Here is a 17995-nt window from a genome sequence, read left to right on the forward strand (position 1 = left end):
TATTTTTATGACTGAAATTCAAAAACTCGATCCGGATACAGCAATCGATATCGCCTATGATATTTTTCTTGAAATGGCGCCAGAAAATCTTGATCCTGCTGATATTATATTGTTTAACCTTCAATTTGAGCAACGTGGTGCAGTTGAAATGGTTGAAACCAGTGATAATTGGGACAATGAAATCGGTGTATTGATTGATCCTGATGAATTTGCTGAAGTCTGGGTTGGATTAATTAATGATAATGATGAAATGGATGATATTTTTGCCAAAATTTTGATTTCACATCAAGAACAGGATCGTCAATATCACATTATTTGGAAAGAATAATATAAATAAAAATCTGCCTAACTGTTAACCGTTAGACAGATTTTTGTTGACTATTGTTGTGCAATACGCACTTCAACTGAATCATCCTGTTTAATTTTTTGATCAATCCGTGCAGTTTCTACACAAAGCATTGTGCGGTATCCATATTCGTTCATCGCACTGGTCACTTTATGCCACGGATTCCATACTACAACATTGCTCGCATTATGATGTTCCACCTCAATAAAACGCGCATTTGCTTTATCTTCAATATGATTAATACGGTTTTCACCAGAATATATATAATCAGTATGTTGATGAATAGACAATGGTGATGCCACATCAATCTCCTCTTTGGCGGCAGAATCAAAGCAATGTTTAGGTAGCCCAAAAATTGTGGTTTTCTCAATATCACCAATATTAAAATAAGTATGCAATGCCACTTGTGCTTCGCTGTTATCCAATTGGGTAAATTTAACACGGCAGTCTTCAGAAAATGCCATTCTTACTCGCGCAATCGCAATATTATTTTCGGAATATAGCCCAAAAATTAACTTCACTTCGTGTTCGGATACTTGCCAATCACTCAACACCCATTGCCGCAAGCGCGCAAAACCGTGTGCCGGTTCGCCATTTGCACCAAACCACGGATAACAGATCGGTATACCACCACGAATTGCAATTCCTTGTTTAAAAGGTTCTGCATCACTCAACCATAATATATCCTGCGCCGCATACTTAGGTTGCCAGCTTAATAATTGCGCCCCCTGCAACGAAACAATCGCCCGACCGGTTTCGTGTTCCACCACAATCATCGAAATTTCATTATAGCGTTGCAGAGAAATATTGGGATGAATCTGTTCAATAAACTGCATTTTGTTTAACAGCGAAAATGTCATTATTTATACCTCAAAAAATAATCGGAAAATATTGGTGCTAGCATAGATCGATTAGTGCGTGAAAAAAAGTTATAATCTGAAAATTCTCCCATTTATTGAGATAGTTAAAACTTTTCTAAAAAATTACTGGTAAAAATGTCAAAAATCCAACAACTACAACAAATTTTCTCCACTGATGGCTTACTCAGTAAATCTATCGCCAAATTTCAACCTCGCCTTGAACAGCTTGAGATGGCAACAGCCGTATTAAATACAATAGAAAAACAATCACAACTCATTGTTGAAGCCGGCACAGGCACAGGCAAAACTTTCGCCTATTTAATTCCAGCACTGCTCAATAAAGAAAAAACCATTATTTCCACCGGTTCTAAAAATTTGCAAGATCAGCTATTTCAGCGTGATCTCCCCACTATTATTAAGGCTATGAAGTTTGATGGTAAAATCGCTCTACTTAAAGGAAGAGCAAATTATCTCTGTTTAGATCGGTTGGATAAAATCTACCATCGCGGTATTTTAGGTGATCGTTCGCTATTAAAAGATTTAAAAGCGGTGCAAAAATGGCGCAATGCAACAAAATCCGGCGATTTAAGCGAGTGTAATGCACTGCCGGAAGACAGTGCCATTATTCCACAACTAACCAGCACCACAGAAAGCTGCCTTGGTGCGGATTGCCCGTTTTATAAAGAGTGTTTTGTGTTAAAAGCTCGTCAAAAAGCGATTGAAGCCGATTTAGTCGTCATCAATCATCATCTCTTTTTCGCTGATATGGCGATTAAAGAGAACGGTTTCGGAGAACTCATTCCCAATGCCGATGTTATTATTTTTGATGAAGCTCACCAATTGCCTACTGTAGCCTGCCAATATTTTGGTGAAACTCTCAGTTCTCGCCAAATTTTCGAACTTTGTCGTGATGTTAATCTAGTTTACCGCTCTGAACTGAAAGATATGACGCAATTAGGCAAAGCAAGTGATTTATTGGAAAAAATTACTCAAGATTTCCGCTTAACCTTTGGATTGGATAACCAACGTGGTGATTTACGGCAACTCTTTGCCAAAGATGAAATTGTCAAAGCTTTTCAGCAACTACAAGATAAATTGAAATTTCTACTGGAAGTAGCAAAAAAAGGAGAAAAGCGTAACGAAACATTGGATCGCATTATCGAACGCATTGAAGATTTAATAAAATTAAGCGACCGTTTAGCACAGGTACAACAAGTTGGTTACTGTTACTGGTTTGAAATATTCGGTAAACAGTTTAGCCTGCACATCACCCCATTGACCATTGCCGATAAATTTCAGTTACAGCTGGAAAAACAGCAAGCGGCGTGGATTTTCACTTCTGCCACACTAGATTCCGGCGATAATTTTTCCCATTTTGCTGCCGAGTTAGGTATTATCAATGCACAGAAGAAAATTTTGCATAGCCCTTTCAATTATGAAGAGCAAGCTCTACTCTGTATTCCACGTTATCTTCCGGCAAGCAACCGTGGCAATACGCTACAACAATTAGCTCAAATGCTGTTACCGATTATTGAAACTAATCAAGGGAATTGTTTTGTGCTTTGCACCTCAATTTTTATGATGAAAGGCTTTGCTGATTACTTTCGCCAACATAGCCATTTAAATGTGTTACTACAAGGAGAAACCAACAAAAGCAAATTATTGCAACAATTTACGCAAAACAAGCATACTGTTCTTGTTGCAACCCAAAGTTTTTGGGAAGGCATTGATGTTCGTGGCGATGCACTTTCTTTGGTCATTATTGATAAATTGCCATTTGCTTCACCGGACGAACCGCTGCTCAAAGCACGCATTGAAGATTGTCGTCTGCAAGGCGGTGATCCCTTCAATGATATTCAAATTCCTGAAACCATTATTACTTTAAAACAGGGTGTAGGGCGTTTAATTCGCGATATTAATGATCGCGGTGCAATCATCATTTGTGATTCTCGTATTGTAACACGCCCCTATGGACAACAATTTTTACAAAGCCTCCCACCAGCAAAGCGTACTCGGGATTTAACTAAAGTAATCAATTTTTTGCAAAAAATTAAGGATAAAACAGAATGAAACCTACTTTACTCGCATTGGACACTTCAACTGAAGCCTGTTCCGTTGCATTACTTTTTAACGATGAAGTGACTTTTTTCGATGAAATCGCACAACGCACACATACTCAGCGTATTTTGCCGATGATAGATCAATTACTGCAACAATCCGGAATCAAATTAACGCAAGTTGATGGTATTGTATTAGGGTGTGGTCCCGGCAGTTTTACCGGTGTACGTGTTGGCGTTTCTGTTGCGCAAGGGTTGGCGTTGGGTGCAGATTTACCGCTCTACCCTGTCTCAACATTAACCGCTATGGCACAAGCCGCTTATGAGCAACAACAAGCAAAAAGCGTGTTAAGTGCTATTGATGCCAGAATGAATGAAGTCTATTTTTCACAACTGCAATATCAAGCCGTTACGGTAAACGGCGTGCAATATGATCATTGGCAAACTATTATTGAAGAACAAGTGATTGCGCCACAAAATTTGCTTTCACAATTAACTGCAAACTATGAAAATGCACTTAAAGTCGGCACCGGTTGGGCAGCATATCCTGAGCTTTCCGCTGTTTCGGCTAAAGAGAGCAACATCACTTTGCCTTCCGCTAAATATATGTTATCTCTTGCAAAACTAGCCTATGCCCAAAATAACTCCATCTCTGCCACCGCACTCGAACCGGTCTATTTACGCAATGAAGTCACTTGGAAAAAACTTCCGGGAAGAGAATAATTAAAAAAATGATGGTTGCTAATTTACATACCATCATTTTTTGAATTTTAAGAGACTTATTTGCTCACCGGAGAATGAAAATTCATCTAAATGTTCTTTATTCTTTCTATAAAACTTCATACATTTTGATATTTAACAAACTAACCATCAAACAATAAATACTGATTAGAAAAGACTAAAAGAACAGCTAACCCTACCATAAAGAGCGAGGTTTTAAATTGTATTCAGAAAAAATACGGGGTGAAATATTTCACCCCGTATTACCTCATATTTTGAAAATAACTAAGCAAGTTTTGCACGTCTAGCTTTCACGGCTTCGGCAAGATCATATAACAATTTTTCGGTATCTTCCCAGCCAATGCAAGCATCAGTTACACTTTTCCCATAAACCAGTGAGTTTTTACCATCAATAATATCTTGACGACCTTCAACAAGGTTGCTTTCAATCATTACCCCGAAAATATGGGTTGAACCTTCGCTTAATTGACGACAAACATCATCACACACTTCAAGTTGTTTTTTGAACTGTTTTGAACTGTTTGCGTGGCTAAAATCGATCATTACGTGTGGGATTCTGCCACTTTTTTCAATGTCATTCGCCACTTTTAAGACGTGTTCTTTTGAGTAATTCGGACCTTTATCGCCACCACGTAAAATAATATGACAATCATTGTTTCCTTTTGTAGCCACAATCGCAGAATGACCAAATTTGGTAACAGACAAGAAATAGTGTCCTGATTCTGCTGCACCAATAGCGTCTAATGCAATTTTTACACCACCGTTAGTGCCGTTTTTGAAACCAACCGCACAGGATAAACCGGATGCTAATTCACGATGCACTTGAGATTCGGTTGTTCTTGCACCAATTGCCCCCCAACTCATAAAATCAGCAATATATTGTGGCGTGATCATATCTAAAAACTCCCCGGCTGATGGCACTTCAAGATCATTAATATCTGATAATAATTTACGTGCCATTCTTAAACCATCATTAAGAGCATAAGTGTGATCTAGATGAGGATCGTTAATTAAACCTTTCCAACCCACAGTTGTGCGTGGTTTTTCAAAATAGACACGCATAATCACTTCCAGTTCACCTTTCAATTCTTCACGCAACACTTTTAAACGTTTCGCATAATCCAATGCTGCTTCAGGATCGTGAATTGAACAAGGCCCAATAACAACCAATAAGCGATCATCTTCTTTGTGTAAAATATTATGTACTGCTTGGCGAGCCTGTTTAACGGTTTTTGCTGCGACTTTACTTGCCGGATATTTTTCCAATAATGCAATCGGGGGAAGAAGTTGCTCTACTTTTGCAATACGAACATCATCGTTTTCAATACGAATATCTTTTTTAATCACTGCCATTTAAATACTCTCTTGTTTTTATGTACTACTAAACTAGTGCAAATACTAGCATATAATGTTTTATTTTCAACACTTTTTTAATGATTATTTAAAACTTTCGCCGGTTGTAATTTTGCTGCACGAATTGCCGGATAAAGTGAGGCAAGCAAACTTAATAGCAAAGTAGCAACAAATACCAAACCAACATCACTGAAATGCAATTCACTCGGCATAAAATCAATAAAATAAACGCCATCCGATAAAATTTTAGTATGGAAGATTTTTTCAATCACGTAAATAATCTCGGTTAAATTCAGCGCCACCACAATACCCAAAATAATCCCCCATAAACAGCCTTTCATTCCGGAAAATAAGCCATACCAGAGGAAAATTCGGCGTATAAAACCACTGTTAGCACCTAATGTACGCAAAATGGCAATGTCCCCCTGTTTGTCTTTCACAGCCATAATTAAGGTAGAAATAATATTAAAACAAGCAATACCAATCACCAACACCATTGCAAGATACATCACGGTTTTGATTAACGAAATATCACGATACATATAACCGAAACGCTCTATCCAGCTATGTGCTGTTAACACTTGTGGATAATCTGCTAGTGAGGAAAAATCAAAATTATTGACAGCAAAAGGTGAATAAACTGCAACCTCAACACCACTTACCTGTGTAGGTTGATAATCAAGATATTGTTGAGCCAATGCTAATGGAATAAACGCATAGCTGTGATCTAGCTGTCCGTCTAAACGCAAAATTCCAGCAACCTGCAAACGGTGGCGTTGAGGTTGTGTCATTTTGTTAAGTTCTTGCTGATTTTGATTAGATACCAATAATGACACCCAATCACCGACATTAACATTGAGATCTTTAGCAATGCCATAACCTAATATAATTCCTTGATTTTTTTCGGAAAAAGTTTGCCAATACCCATCCAACACAAATTGCCCAACTGCACTCACTTGCTGCAATAATTTAGGTTCAACGCCTTTCACTTGAATCACTTTTAATTTACCACTGGCTTCCGCCAAAGTAGTGAAAGTAACATAAGGTGAAATGCCTTTAATCTCTCTGTTCGTTTGCAACGCTTGTACTAATTTTTGCCAATTTTGAATCGGCTCTTTTTGATAACCACTGATATCAATATGTGGCACAACCGCCAAAATGCGTTGATCCAATTCTCGTTGAAAGCCGTTCATTGCACTTAAGCCAATAATTAAAACAGCAACACCTAACGCAATGCCTAAGGTTGAAAACCACGAAATCAATGAAACCAAGCGATTTTTCTGTTTCGCTCGCTGATAACGCCAGCTGATAAAAAACGGCGTACTCATCATAAACATTCCTCTATGCTAAGTATCCCGTCACGCATAAGATATCTTTTCTGTAATTTTGCCGCTAATGATAGATCGTGTGTCACTAATAAAAATGCAATGTTTTTTTCTTGATTAAGTTGTTGAATTAATTCAAAAATATTTTCTGTTGTTTTTTGATCAAGATTACCAGTTGGTTCATCCGCCAACACTAAGTCAGGATTATTCACCAATGCTCTGGCAATAGCAACCCGTTGTCGTTCACCGCCAGATAGTGCCGAAGGACGATGATTAATACGATGAGTCAATCCCACTGCTGTTAACATAACCTCCGCCTGTTGGTAAGCTTCTCGGCGATCTTTTCCAGCAATCAACATTGGCATTGCCGCATTTTCCAATGCAGTAAAATCCGCCATTAAATGGTGAAATTGATAGACAAATCCTAAATGGCGATTGCGTAGCTGTGCGACCTGACGGTCAGAAAGTGTAGATAATTGTTTACCGTTCAAAAAAACCTCGCCAGAAGAAGGTTTATCCAATCCGCCCAATAGATGCAATAATGTACTTTTTCCTGATCCGGAGCTACCTACAATCGCCGTTAAATCGCCGCGATATAACTGAAAAGAGATATTCTGTAACACTGTCATTGGCTTATCGCCCTCTTGATAAATTTTAGAAAGCTGCTGACAAGCTAATAATGGTTGTGTCTGATTAGTAGTATCTGTCATAAAATTACTCATAGCGTAACGCCTCCGCCGGTTCAATTTTTGCTGCTCGATATGCCGGATAAAGCGTTGAAATAAAAGATAAAGTTAATGAAAATAAAATGATCACGATAATTTGTTCCGGATCTATTACGGTTGGTAACGGAAAACTTAACGAATCAAACCAGCTAAGAACAGGTGTGAGGTAATTGGCGGATAATATGCCCAATATTGCTCCAATAAGAGTGCTTAAAAACCCAATCAACATCCCTTGATAGATAAAAATCGCCATCACCTGCAAACGAGTAAAACCTTGCGTTTGTAAAATGGCAATTTCACTTTGTTTATCCAATACCATTAAGCTTAGTGAAGTAACAATATTCGCAATTGCAACCAAAATGATAAGACTGACCAACAGCGACATCATATTTTTTTCCATTTTCACCGATTGGAAAAACTCCCCTTTTTGGCTGCGCCAATCATCAATCTGCCATTTATCTTTCGGGAAATAGTTCGGTAACTCGGTAATCAAGAAAGGATCTTGTAAAAACAGACGTTGCCCCTGCACTTGATCCGGCTTTAAACGTAATAATCTACCCACATCCTGCAAAGCAGCAAAGATCTGATTATCTGCACTCCAGTCAGGATAAATCGCTGCCACTGTGAACAAACGCTGCATCGGCATACGCCCTAACGGCGTATAGACACTGTTTTCCGGAATCAATAATCGCACTTTATCACCGACAACCAAGTTATTTTGACGTGCCAGCTGTGCACCGATGATCAGATTAAATTCTCCTGCCGGCAACAAGGTTGTTAATTTTTCATTAATGCCGTTTAATAACGGATCATCCTGACGCTGTTGTACCCCAATTAATTGCGCTGCACTTAAGCCATCACTGCTTTGCATAATTACATTTGCACGATTAATCGGCACAACTTTAGTCACAAATTTCGGTAATTTCGGCAGTTGATCTTGTGTTAACGAAAATGGCGCTTGTTGCGGAGTAATGATCGCTTGCGGAATATTCTCCAGTACATTTTGTTTCTGGTAATTTTCCAATCCGTTCATCACCGATAGCACAATGATTAATGCCATAACGCCTAAGGTGATTCCGACACCTGCCAAACGTGTCACTAAGCGACCGAAACGATCGCCGCTTTTAGAACGCCAATAACGTAATGCCACCATTAATGGGACGTTTACCGACATAATTTTCCTTATTTTTTACCCTAAATAGCTGTTTTATTTAAATCCAATAAAAATGATGGGTGCGAAAACACCCATTCTTTGATTTATAGCTGTTGTAAGCTCAATGCTTATTTGCCGGTGGCGACAAATTCTTCAATATTTTGTGTCACCTTATTCACCAAAGTGGTTACCGCAGAATCCGATGCCCACGCAATATGCGGAGTAATCAATAAATTTGGTAAACGCTTCGCCGCTTCCATTAACACATTGCCTTTTTCCGGTGGCTCTTGACGCATCACATCCAATGCGGCGCCTGATAATTTTCCGGAAGATAGTGCTTCAAACACTGCCTGTTCATCCACCAACGGCCCACGACCGGTATTGATCAACAACGCACCGTCCTTGCAAAGTGCCAATGTTTCACGATTAATTAAATTTTGTGTGGTTTCAGTCAATGGACAATGCAAGGTAATAATATCAGCTTGTGCCAATACCTCTTCAAATTTGGTATAGCCTTCACGGACAGTTTCTGCACCACGATGTTCAGCGAACAGCACTTTCATACCGAGCAGTTCTGCCAAACGTCCGACTTCACGCCCTAAATTACCACGCCCGAAAATACCTAAGACTGATCCTTTTACATCTTTTACCGGATAATCGAAATAACAAAACTGTTTGCATTCCACCCATTTATCAGTGAGCTGATCCCGATACCACCCCATCAAGCTGTGGCGTAAAGCATAAATCATACCGAGCACGTGTTCCGGTACAGTAACGGAAGAGTATCCAGTAACATTTTTAACGGCAATGCCTAACTCTTTTGCGGCATTAAGATCAACATTATTGGTACCGGTCGCTGTGATCGCAATCAGTTTCAATTTTGGCAATTGTTGCATCACTTCTCGACTAAAAATCACCTTACTGGTAACGGCAATTTCTGCATCCTGCATCCGTTCGATCACCTGATCCGCCGGCGTATATTCATATTCCACCCATTCGTGTTCAAACTTTGGGCGAGGAATCGGGATATGCTTAGGAATAGCGGTACTGTCTAAAAATACAATTTTCATATTCGGCTCCTTATATTAGTCGGAAATGATGCTCTTTATTTAACGTTACGATTAAACGCATTTTTATCGCATTTATGGCGAATTCTGTTTAATTTGAAGTATCTAACTCCGCAAAACTTTTCACTAAATCGTCCACCGCTTTCATTTGTGCCACAAACGGTTCAAGTTTGTTTAAAGGCAGTGCGGAAGGGCCGTCACATTTGGCTTTTGCCGGTTCCGGATGTGCTTCCAAGAACAAGCCTGCTAAACCGACTGCCAAACCGGCTCTTGCCAATTCAGTCACCTGTGCGCGGCGACCACCTGATGCAGCACCGAATGGATCACGACACTGTAAAGAATGCGTTACATCAAAAATCACCGGACAACCTTGCGATACCTGTTTCATAATGCTGAAACCTAACATATCTACCACTAAATTGTCGTAACCAAAGTTAGTCCCACGATCACACAAAATCACTTTATCATTACCGCACTCTTTAATTTTTTCAACGATATTTCCCATTTGTCCCGGGCTTAAAAACTGCGGTTTTTTCACATTAATCACCGCACCGGTGCGTGCCATTGCTTCTACTAAATCGGTCTGGCGAGCTAAAAACGCCGGCAATTGAATAATATCCACCACTTCAGCAACCGGTTGACATTGATAAACTTCGTGAACATCGGTAATGATGTTAACACCGAAAGTTTGCTTTAATTCTTCAAAAATTTTTAAACCTTCTTCCATTCCAGGGCCACGATAAGAATGGATTGAAGAACGGTTCGCTTTATCAAAAGAGGCTTTAAAAATATACGGCACGTTTAACTTGTCTGTCACTTTAACATATTGTTCACAAACTTGCATCGCCATATCACGACTTTCCAACACATTCATACCGCCGAACAGCACAAACGGTTTGTCATTCGCAATTTCTATATTACCTACTTGTATAATCTTATTTTGCATAAATATTTCCTATAACTTATTGAAATGAATAAGGAATATGTTTTAAATCCTGTAATTGTAATCTGATTAACGGAGCTACCGGATCTTGTGGACATTGCTCAATGAAATAGGTTAAATCCGGCACTGCCAAATGAAAACATTCCATATTGCCATAAACCACCCCTCGATCTCGAATTTCATAAGGATCATCTGGCGTTTCCGATAAACGATGTTCAATCAATGCCAATGCCTGTTCATTACGTCCTTCCCGAATTAAGGCGCTTTTTAGCACTTGATACATTCTATCTTCCAAATCAATTAAATCACCTACACCAACATACTCTTCCGATAATGGTGTGCCAAAGCCAAGATAGCCTTCCAACCACGTTTGAATGGTTTCCTGAGAAACATATTTACCGTTCCAAGGATCGATAAAAGCAACTTCATCATCCACATCCACCCGCAATAAAAATTGTGTTGGGAAATTCACACCACGTATCGGCAAATGAAAATTAGCGGCAATAAAAAGTAATATTGACCCTAACACTGCCGGCGTTCCCTCTTTGGTGGCAAAGACGTGAGGCAACATCAGATTGGAGGCGTGAAAATAGGTTTCACGATCACAAAAAAAGCCTTTTTCCCCATAGAAAAATTGAAGCAACAGATGTACTCGCATTTTGACATCCGTTTCCCCGTCAATAAATTTGCCAAATTCACGAATCAAATGCCCTAATCTAGAATAGATACTGCTTTTCTTGAAATCGGCATCAATAATTTGGTTAAAAGAGATAAGTTGATTTAATAAATATTTCCCTGCTTTTTCTCTTTCTAAAGCGATTCTAAGCGCCTCATCATTATCTATTATTCTATTTTTTTCCATACTACCTATCCCACTTTGCATAGGTGACACGCTGATTGCCACCATAATCTAAAACGGTTTTTACTGCACACCAATTATAACGTTTAAACAGTGCCTGCACTGCTTCCGCCTGCTGCCAACCGTGCTCAATCAACAAATATCCGCCGGTATTCATAAAGGCAGTTGCTTGCTCAATAATTCGTTCAATATCCGCTAATCCTTCCTTTTTTGCTACCAGTGCGGATAACGGCTCAAAACGCACATCCCCTTGTTTAAGATGAGGATCATTTTCAGCTATGTAAGGTGGATTACTGACAATAAAATCAAATTTTTGTGGTAGCAAGGATGAAAACCAGTCACTCTGCATAAACTCAACATTGGTTAAATGGTTACGTTGCCTATTTTGTTTTGCCAACAGCACTGATTCTGCCACACGATCTACGCCAATAATGCGATAATCTCGCTTTTGTTGGGTTAATTCAGATGCCAACGCTAGCGCAATCGCCCCAGTTCCTGTGCCTAAATCTAAAATTGATAACGCCACTTCGCTTGAATAGTGCTGCAATAGCGATAACGCTGTTTCCACCAAACATTCGGTATCGGCTCTTGGAATCAGCGTTACCGGCGAAACCAATAAATCCAAACTCCAAAATCCTTTTTCACCAAGAATATAGGCTATCGGCTCCCCTTGTAGACGACGTTGCAGCAACAGTTCCAAGCGTTGTTGCTGCGCTTCACTTAATCCTGTTTCTGCAAATGCCATAATTTGCGCTTTGTTTTTCTCTGTCACAAAGCACAACAAGGCATTTGCATCTATTTTCGCATCCTCGCTACTCTGTGCGGCACTTAATCGTGCAACCGCCTGTCGCAACCATTGCTGATAATTCAAGGGCGAATTACTCATTTTCAGATAAAGCAGCAAGCTGTTCCGCTTGATATTCGGTGATAATAGGTTGAATTAAGTCATCAATTTTTCCGTTCATAATTTCATCCAAACGGTATAAGGTTAAATTGATGCGATGATCGGTAACACGCCCTTGTGGGTAGTTATAAGTACGAATTTTATCGGAACGATCTCCCGATCCTAACAAACTACGTCGAGTATCCGCTTGCTCTGCGGCTTTACGCTCCTCTTCCGCCTGCACTAATCTGGATGCCAACACCGACATCGCTTTCGCTTTATTTTTATGTTGTGAACGTTCATCCTGACATTCCACCACAATACCGGTTGGAATATGAGTAATACGCACCGCAGAATCGGTGGTATTAACGTGCTGTCCTCCGGCACCGGATGAACGATAAGTATCAATACGCAAATCGGCTGGATTAATTTCAGGCAAGGCGGATTCCGGCAATTCCGGCATTACTGCCACAGTACAGGCCGAAGTATGAATTCGACCTTGCGATTCAGTTTTTGGCACACGTTGCACACGATGACCACCGGATTCAAATTTTAATTGACCATAAACATTCTCACCGCTGATTTTGACAATAATCTCTTTATAACCACCCTGCTCGCTCTCATTCGCACTCAACACTTCCGTACGCCAACGCTTACTTTCCGCATAACGGCTGTACATTCTGAACAAATCACCAGCAAAAATTCCAGCTTCATCACCACCAGTTCCAGCACGAATTTCTAAATAACAGTTATACTCATCATTCGGATCTTTCGGTAACAATAGAATCTGTAACTGTTGTTCGCTCTCTTCAATGCCTTGAGTACAATGTGCAATTTCCTCTTCCGCCATTTCTTTCATACTCGGGTCATCAAGTAAAATTTGTGCCTCTTGCAAATCACTATTAAGCTGTTTCCAACGAGCAAAACATTTCACCACATCTTCCAATTGTGAATACTCTTTTGAATATGCTCTGAATTTCTCCTGATCATTGATTACTGAAGGATCGCCAAGCAATGCCTGCAACTCTTCATAACGCTCATCTAATGTTTCTAATTTACTGATAATAGAGGCTTTCATCATTCACCTTTTATAAATGTTATAACTTGAACTGAAAAATCTGCTTATTCTAACGAATAATCATAATGATGAACAGGTAAATCACATCATTCTTTTCGCTCGTTTCGTCCCGATTTTTGTTACAAAAAGAATAAAAAATAAGCTATTAAAACAATGAAAATCGGAAACTGTAAAAAATAGATTACATTGTAAACCTTTTTATATACAATCAAGGCTCTCATCCACTCTCAAAGAGACTTTATTATGAAAAATAAAACGTTAGGTAGTGCTTTAATCGTTGCCGGAACTACCATCGGGGCAGGAATGTTGGCGATGCCAATTACATCCGCTGAGATGGGTTTCGGTTATACTTTATTATTACTTTTTATCCTCTGGGCGTTGCTTTCTTATAGTGCGTTATTGTTTGTTGAGGTTTATCAGAAAGCAGAACGCAAAGATGCCGGAATAGCCACTTTGGCTGAACAACATTTCGGTATGGTTGGTAGGGTTTTAGCAACCTTATCTCTTGTGATTTTTATGTATGCTATCTTAACCGTCTATTCTTTGGGCGGTGGTGATCTTTTCGCACCATTTTTAACTATTTTCGGTGAACACGCTTCCACTGCGGCGATTATTAGTTTCGTGGTAATTTTGGCGATCGCAGTAACTATCGGTACAAACGCCGTTGATGGTTTTACCCGTTTATTATTCCTGATTAAACTTGTTGCGTTTGCTTTAGTGTTGTTTTTAATGTTGCCAAAAGTAACCGCTGAAAATTTAGGTGCTTTACCGCTTAATTACTTTTTAATTATCTCCGCCAGCCCGGTCTTTTTCACTTCATTCGGTTTCCACGTCGTTATTCCAAGTATCAACAATTATCTGGATGGTGATATTCGCCGTTTACGCATTGCCATTATCGGCGGAACCGCCATTCCGTTGGTGGCATATATTGTGTGGCAGATGGCAACCCACGGTGTTTTTGAACAATCACAATTTGTGCAAATTATTCGTGATGACCCAACATTAAACGGCTTGGTTAACGCTACTTACAAAGCGACTGGTAGTGATTTAATCAGTGGTGCGGTGCGTACTTTCTCCACATTAGCATTAATCACCTCTTTCCTAGGTGTATCGTTAGCATTAGTTGACTGTTTAGATGATTTGTTAAAACGCGTTCACATTACAGCAAACCGCTTCACTTTAAGCCTATTAACCTTTGTCCCAACACTGTTATTTGCATTGTTCTATCGCGATTTCTTAGCGGTATTAACTTATGCCGGTCAAATGTTCACATTCTATGGTTTGGTGTTACCAGTTGGTATGGTGTGGATGTTAAGACGCAAATATCCAGATTTACCATATCGAGTTATCGGCGGTAATATCGGTTTATTGGTTGCCTTGGTGCTAGGATTATTAATCATCAATGTGCCATTCTTAATTGATGCCGGATATTTACCAAAAGTTGCCGGTTAACGACTTTCCTCAAATAAATGACAAAAAGACCGCAGAACATTGCGGTCTTTGTTTTTTATGCAGCATCTGCTTTTCGTGTGGTTTTCACTGCACAATTTCCACTAACTTTTCAAAACTCTCTACCACATCATATTGCACCTTTTCAGGTGTAAAACGGCGATTCATTTCGGCAAAGAATTTTTTAGCACATTCGATTTTGCTCTGCTCAATAGTGCGCAAATCCATACTCGACATCGATCCCTTCGTTTCAGCGACAAAATAGACGTGTTTCACTGCTCCTTCTTTAAAAGCGATTGCCCAATCGGGGTTGTAATCACCTACCGGCGTAGGGATAAAGAAGCCACGTGGCAATTTGGCATAAACCACAACTTCGGCACTGGTTTCCAAATGTTGGGCAAATTCACGTTCAATTTTGGAATCAGTAACTACATAGTCATAAATATGATGTCTTGGCGTAGCAAGCGCATTTTGCAGTTTGGACGCATTTTGCCCTAAGGTAAAAATACTTGGATCAAATTTTTCTTCAATCGTGTCATAAGCAAGATGCTCAATAATCGTCGTGGCTTTTTGTTCATTAATCAGGCGAATCGCTTCGGTAATGAATTGCTCGGGATTGATTGCAAACTTCGCCAATGCGATCTTTTTCATTCCCATCAGCATCTTTGCTACCGTTTGTCGTGTCAACTGCGTACCTTCAGTGATTTTACCAATCAAATCATAACGCACGGCAGAATACGCTGAATGATAGCTCTCTTGTGGTGTGCTTTCTTTGAGCTGAAAACTTCTGCCGCCTTGCAGGTCTTCATAAGCGATCTGTGCTTTTTGTTCACCCTTTTCCACGCGGTATTGCAACGGTGCAACGTGTAAACTATTTAATGCTCCAATCGCTTTTTCAACCAACTCATTAGAATCAAAATGCACAGTATAGACAGCTTTATGATTGATACGCTGCCACAATGCTTTAAAGGCTTGTTTGTTAAAATTTTCATTAAGTGCATTAAGTTTTGGTGCACGGTCATCATCCACCAAAGCACTCAAGGCTTCGGCATTATAGAGGTTGTCAATCAGATGGCGAATACTCGGCGCATAAGGCTGTAAATCTTCAGGCAGAGACGCAAGGTTTCCAGCTTTTTTCGCTGAATGATATTGCTCGGTGATTTGATCATTTTCATCGACATAATCATTCTTAACCAAATACTGATAGATTTTTTTCGCCATTCTTTCATCCACTTTGATTTTTTCGCCTTGTACATTTTCAATGGTTTTACCGGTGAAATAAGCAATTTCGGCTTTTTGTGGACGAGCGGAAAGCGATTCGCTGATGTCTTTTTGCAATCCTTTGACAAAATCTTGATAACTCTCATTCGCCACTACAGTCAGCACATTAATATCATACACAGTGGCAGGATTATCCATACGTTCACCCGTTTGATTGACCGCAAGGCGCAAACCACGCCCTACTTCCTGGCGGCGAGAGATGGTGTTATCACTATGTTTCAGTGTACAAATCACGAAAACATTTGGGTTATCCCAACCCTCACGCAACGCGGAATGCGAAAAAATAAAGCGCACAGGTTCTTCAAAAGAGAGCAAGCGTTCTTTGTCTTCTAAAATCAAATCATAGGCATCAACATCATCGGCTTCATTCCCATTGTTCTTTTTCACTTTGGGATCAATCAAACGCTTGTTCTTATCAATAGAAAAATAGCCGTTATGCGTTTTTTCGCTAGAAATACCTTTTAAATAATCGCCGTAATCGCCTAGTTCCAGCCACGGCAATTCATTTAAACAGGCTTTGTACTCTTCTTCAAAAATGCGAGCGTATTCACCTTTTTCGTCAGGTTGATCATAATCACGATATTTCGCCACTTCATCAATAAAAAACAGCGATAGCACTTTAATTCCACGTACAAACAACTGACGCTCTTTCTCAAAATGGGCGGCAATCGCTTCACGGATTTGAATACGGCGCAACACCGTTTCATTGATATCGCCGATCGCCTCGCCTGTTTTTAATTCCATACCATTGAGAAAACTGACACTATCGGTATTGGCGTTAATGTCTGAAACAACAAAGCCCGTACGGTATTGTTCCAAACCACCTGAAAGATCAAACAAATTGTCGCCTTTCTTGAATTTTCGGCGAATGCGTTTGATATTGCCTGAAGCATTTTTTTGCTCAAACTCGATCACCGCTTCCGGCGGTTTTTTCGGGGAAATCTCAATTTTTTCTAAATACAAATAGCCTGCTGTGCCTGCCAAACCTTTGACACTGATGCCACGCACGGCAATTTTTTTCACCAATTTTTGGTTATAGGCATCCAATGCATCCAGCCGGAAAATCTTGTTGTAAGTGGTTTTATGGGTGGCAGAATAACGCAGCACCATCAATGCCTTAAACTGCTCCAAAGATTTCAGCGTTTTATCACCTTCCATCTTTTGCGGTTCATCCAAAATCAAAATAGGACGATTGGCACTGATCACCTCAATCGGACGGCGTGATTGAAAGTCGTCCAATTCCTCATAAATCCGGCGATTGTCTTTCCCTGTGGCATTAAACGCTTGCACGTTAATCACCATTACGTTAATGCCTGCATCACTGGAAAAACTCTCTAAATGGTGCAGCTGCTTGGAATCATACACAAAAAATTTTGCTTTTTTGCCGTAAGTTTCTTGAAAATGATCGGCGGTAATTTCCAGCGTTTTTTTCACGCCTTCACGAATGGCAATGCTTGGCACCACAATAATAAACTTACACCAGCCATATCGCCGATTCAGCTCAAACATCGTTTTAATATAACAATAAGTTTTGCCTGTGCCGGTTTCCATTTCAATATCTAAATTGATAGGGGCAATTTTATTTTTCACCAACTTTTCGGAAACAGGCAAATTTTGCCGCTGCTGTACATTTTGCACATTGTCCAATAATTGCTCAGGAAGGATTTCAATGTCGGCATTGCGGTAGGCAGCACTGTTATTGTTATCGTTAAAATTCATCGCAAGTTGCGAATTTTCGGCACGTTTCTTCCTACTCAAATCCATACGGTAATGAAAGTCGGTTTCGCCATATTGCGGTTGATGAGCAAAACAATCCACCACCGCTTTTACCGCTTCGCTTTGATAAGCTTGAATTTTGAATTTCAGTTTCATCGC

15 protein-coding genes are annotated in these 17995 nt (G+C 39.8%); 4 read left to right on the top strand and 11 right to left on the bottom strand.

Annotated features, from left to right (window positions below):
• Positions 1–7: 7 nt before the first annotated feature.
• Positions 8–328, top strand: coding sequence for an HI1450 family dsDNA-mimic protein (locus tag ACXPAV_RS05565; RefSeq protein WP_039135810.1), 321 nt, complete (start codon positions 8–10; stop codon positions 326–328).
• Positions 329–378: 50 nt separating this feature from the next.
• Here the strand turns inward: ACXPAV_RS05565 and ACXPAV_RS05570 are convergent, their stop codons facing one another.
• A complete protein-coding gene (locus tag ACXPAV_RS05570; protein ID WP_458004299.1) occupies positions 379–1206 on the bottom strand; it encodes a D-hexose-6-phosphate mutarotase in 828 nt (275 codons plus the stop codon).
• Between the two features lie 135 nt (positions 1207–1341).
• Between ACXPAV_RS05570 and ACXPAV_RS05575 the strand changes: the two genes are divergently transcribed.
• Together ACXPAV_RS05575 and tsaB are read left to right on the top strand one after the other, a co-directional pair.
• Positions 1342–3276, top strand: coding sequence for an ATP-dependent DNA helicase (locus tag ACXPAV_RS05575; protein WP_458004300.1), 1935 nt, complete (start codon positions 1342–1344; stop codon positions 3274–3276).
• Positions 3273–3986, top strand: coding sequence for a tRNA (adenosine(37)-N6)-threonylcarbamoyltransferase complex dimerization subunit type 1 TsaB (tsaB, locus tag ACXPAV_RS05580; RefSeq protein ID WP_458004301.1), 714 nt, complete (start codon positions 3273–3275; stop codon positions 3984–3986). The genes ACXPAV_RS05575 and tsaB overlap by 4 nt, the downstream gene beginning before the upstream one ends.
• A 282-nt stretch (positions 3987–4268) precedes the next feature.
• Here the strand turns inward: tsaB and aroG are convergent, their stop codons facing one another.
• From aroG to prfA, 9 genes are all read right to left on the bottom strand, one after another.
• Positions 4269–5357 carry a 3-deoxy-7-phosphoheptulonate synthase AroG gene (gene aroG, locus ACXPAV_RS05585; RefSeq protein WP_458004302.1) on the bottom strand — a complete coding sequence of 363 codons (1089 nt, stop codon included), beginning with the start codon at positions 5355–5357 and terminating at the stop codon, positions 4269–4271.
• A gap of 77 nt (positions 5358–5434) precedes the next feature.
• Positions 5435–6685, bottom strand: coding sequence for a lipoprotein-releasing ABC transporter permease subunit LolE (lolE, locus tag ACXPAV_RS05590; RefSeq protein ID WP_458004395.1), 1251 nt, complete (start codon positions 6683–6685; stop codon positions 5435–5437).
• The gene (gene lolD / locus ACXPAV_RS05595) at positions 6685–7404 is read right to left on the bottom strand and encodes a lipoprotein-releasing ABC transporter ATP-binding protein LolD (RefSeq protein ID WP_458004303.1); all 720 of its coding nucleotides are present in this window, start codon (positions 7402–7404) and stop codon (positions 6685–6687) included. Before lolD ends, lolE begins: the two co-directional genes overlap by 1 nt.
• On the bottom strand, positions 7397–8581 hold the full coding sequence (locus ACXPAV_RS05600) for a lipoprotein-releasing ABC transporter permease subunit (RefSeq protein WP_458004304.1): 1185 nt from the start codon (positions 8579–8581) through the stop codon (positions 7397–7399). The genes lolD and ACXPAV_RS05600 overlap by 8 nt, the downstream gene beginning before the upstream one ends.
• Positions 8582–8688: 107 nt before the next feature.
• Positions 8689–9630 (bottom strand): 2-hydroxyacid dehydrogenase, encoded by a 942-nt coding sequence (locus ACXPAV_RS05605; protein ID WP_039083306.1) that lies wholly within the window; start codon positions 9628–9630, stop codon positions 8689–8691.
• Between the two features lie 88 nt (positions 9631–9718).
• Positions 9719–10573 (bottom strand): 3-deoxy-8-phosphooctulonate synthase, encoded by an 855-nt coding sequence (kdsA, locus tag ACXPAV_RS05610; RefSeq protein WP_458004305.1) that lies wholly within the window; start codon positions 10571–10573, stop codon positions 9719–9721.
• A gap of 16 nt (positions 10574–10589) precedes the next feature.
• Positions 10590–11432: a SirB1 family protein gene (locus ACXPAV_RS05615; RefSeq protein WP_039095825.1), complete on the bottom strand. Its 843-nt coding sequence runs from the start codon at positions 11430–11432 to the stop codon at positions 10590–10592.
• A gap of 1 nt (position 11433) precedes the next feature.
• Positions 11434–12300, bottom strand: a complete 867-nt coding sequence (prmC, locus tag ACXPAV_RS05620) for a peptide chain release factor N(5)-glutamine methyltransferase (RefSeq protein ID WP_458004396.1) — start codon at positions 12298–12300, stop codon at positions 11434–11436.
• A gap of 7 nt (positions 12301–12307) precedes the next feature.
• Positions 12308–13390 (bottom strand): peptide chain release factor 1, encoded by a 1083-nt coding sequence (gene prfA, locus ACXPAV_RS05625; protein ID WP_013746987.1) that lies wholly within the window; start codon positions 13388–13390, stop codon positions 12308–12310.
• A gap of 243 nt (positions 13391–13633) precedes the next feature.
• On the opposite strand from prfA, the gene ACXPAV_RS05630 reads away from it, so the two are divergent.
• The gene (locus ACXPAV_RS05630) at positions 13634–14842 is read left to right on the top strand and encodes an aromatic amino acid transporter (RefSeq protein ID WP_458004306.1); all 1209 of its coding nucleotides are present in this window, start codon (positions 13634–13636) and stop codon (positions 14840–14842) included.
• Between the two features lie 84 nt (positions 14843–14926).
• Here the strand turns inward: ACXPAV_RS05630 and ACXPAV_RS05635 are convergent, their stop codons facing one another.
• On the bottom strand, positions 14927–17992 hold the full coding sequence (locus tag ACXPAV_RS05635) for a type III restriction-modification system endonuclease (RefSeq protein WP_458004307.1): 3066 nt from the start codon (positions 17990–17992) through the stop codon (positions 14927–14929).
• Between the last annotated feature and the right edge of the window lie 3 nt (positions 17993–17995).

The sequence above is a fragment of the Gallibacterium sp. ZY190522 genome, from assembly GCF_054166015.1.

Excerpts from the sequence above, each read along its gene's own strand:
- ACXPAV_RS05565 (WP_039135810.1), top strand. The coding sequence starts at position 8 with ATGACTGAAATTCAAAAACTCGATCCGGATACAGCAATCGATATCGCC.
- ACXPAV_RS05570 (WP_458004299.1), bottom strand. The coding sequence starts at position 1,206 with ATGACATTTTCGCTGTTAAACAAAATGCAGTTTATTGAACAGATTCAT.
- ACXPAV_RS05575 (WP_458004300.1), top strand. The coding sequence starts at position 1,342 with ATGTCAAAAATCCAACAACTACAACAAATTTTCTCCACTGATGGCTTA.
- tsaB (WP_458004301.1), top strand. The coding sequence starts at position 3,273 with ATGAAACCTACTTTACTCGCATTGGACACTTCAACTGAAGCCTGTTCC.
- aroG (WP_458004302.1), bottom strand. The coding sequence starts at position 5,357 with ATGGCAGTGATTAAAAAAGATATTCGTATTGAAAACGATGATGTTCGT.
- lolE (WP_458004395.1), bottom strand. The coding sequence starts at position 6,685 with ATGAGTACGCCGTTTTTTATCAGCTGGCGTTATCAGCGAGCGAAACAG.
- lolD (WP_458004303.1), bottom strand. The coding sequence starts at position 7,404 with ATGAGTAATTTTATGACAGATACTACTAATCAGACACAACCATTATTA.
- ACXPAV_RS05600 (WP_458004304.1), bottom strand. The coding sequence starts at position 8,581 with ATGTCGGTAAACGTCCCATTAATGGTGGCATTACGTTATTGGCGTTCT.
- ACXPAV_RS05605 (WP_039083306.1), bottom strand. The coding sequence starts at position 9,630 with ATGAAAATTGTATTTTTAGACAGTACCGCTATTCCTAAGCATATCCCG.
- kdsA (WP_458004305.1), bottom strand. The coding sequence starts at position 10,573 with ATGCAAAATAAGATTATACAAGTAGGTAATATAGAAATTGCGAATGAC.
- ACXPAV_RS05615 (WP_039095825.1), bottom strand. The coding sequence starts at position 11,432 with ATGGAAAAAAATAGAATAATAGATAATGATGAGGCGCTTAGAATCGCT.
- prfA (WP_013746987.1), bottom strand. The coding sequence starts at position 13,390 with ATGAAAGCCTCTATTATCAGTAAATTAGAAACATTAGATGAGCGTTAT.
- ACXPAV_RS05630 (WP_458004306.1), top strand. The coding sequence starts at position 13,634 with ATGAAAAATAAAACGTTAGGTAGTGCTTTAATCGTTGCCGGAACTACC.
- ACXPAV_RS05635 (WP_458004307.1), bottom strand. The coding sequence starts at position 17,992 with ATGAAACTGAAATTCAAAATTCAAGCTTATCAAAGCGAAGCGGTAAAA.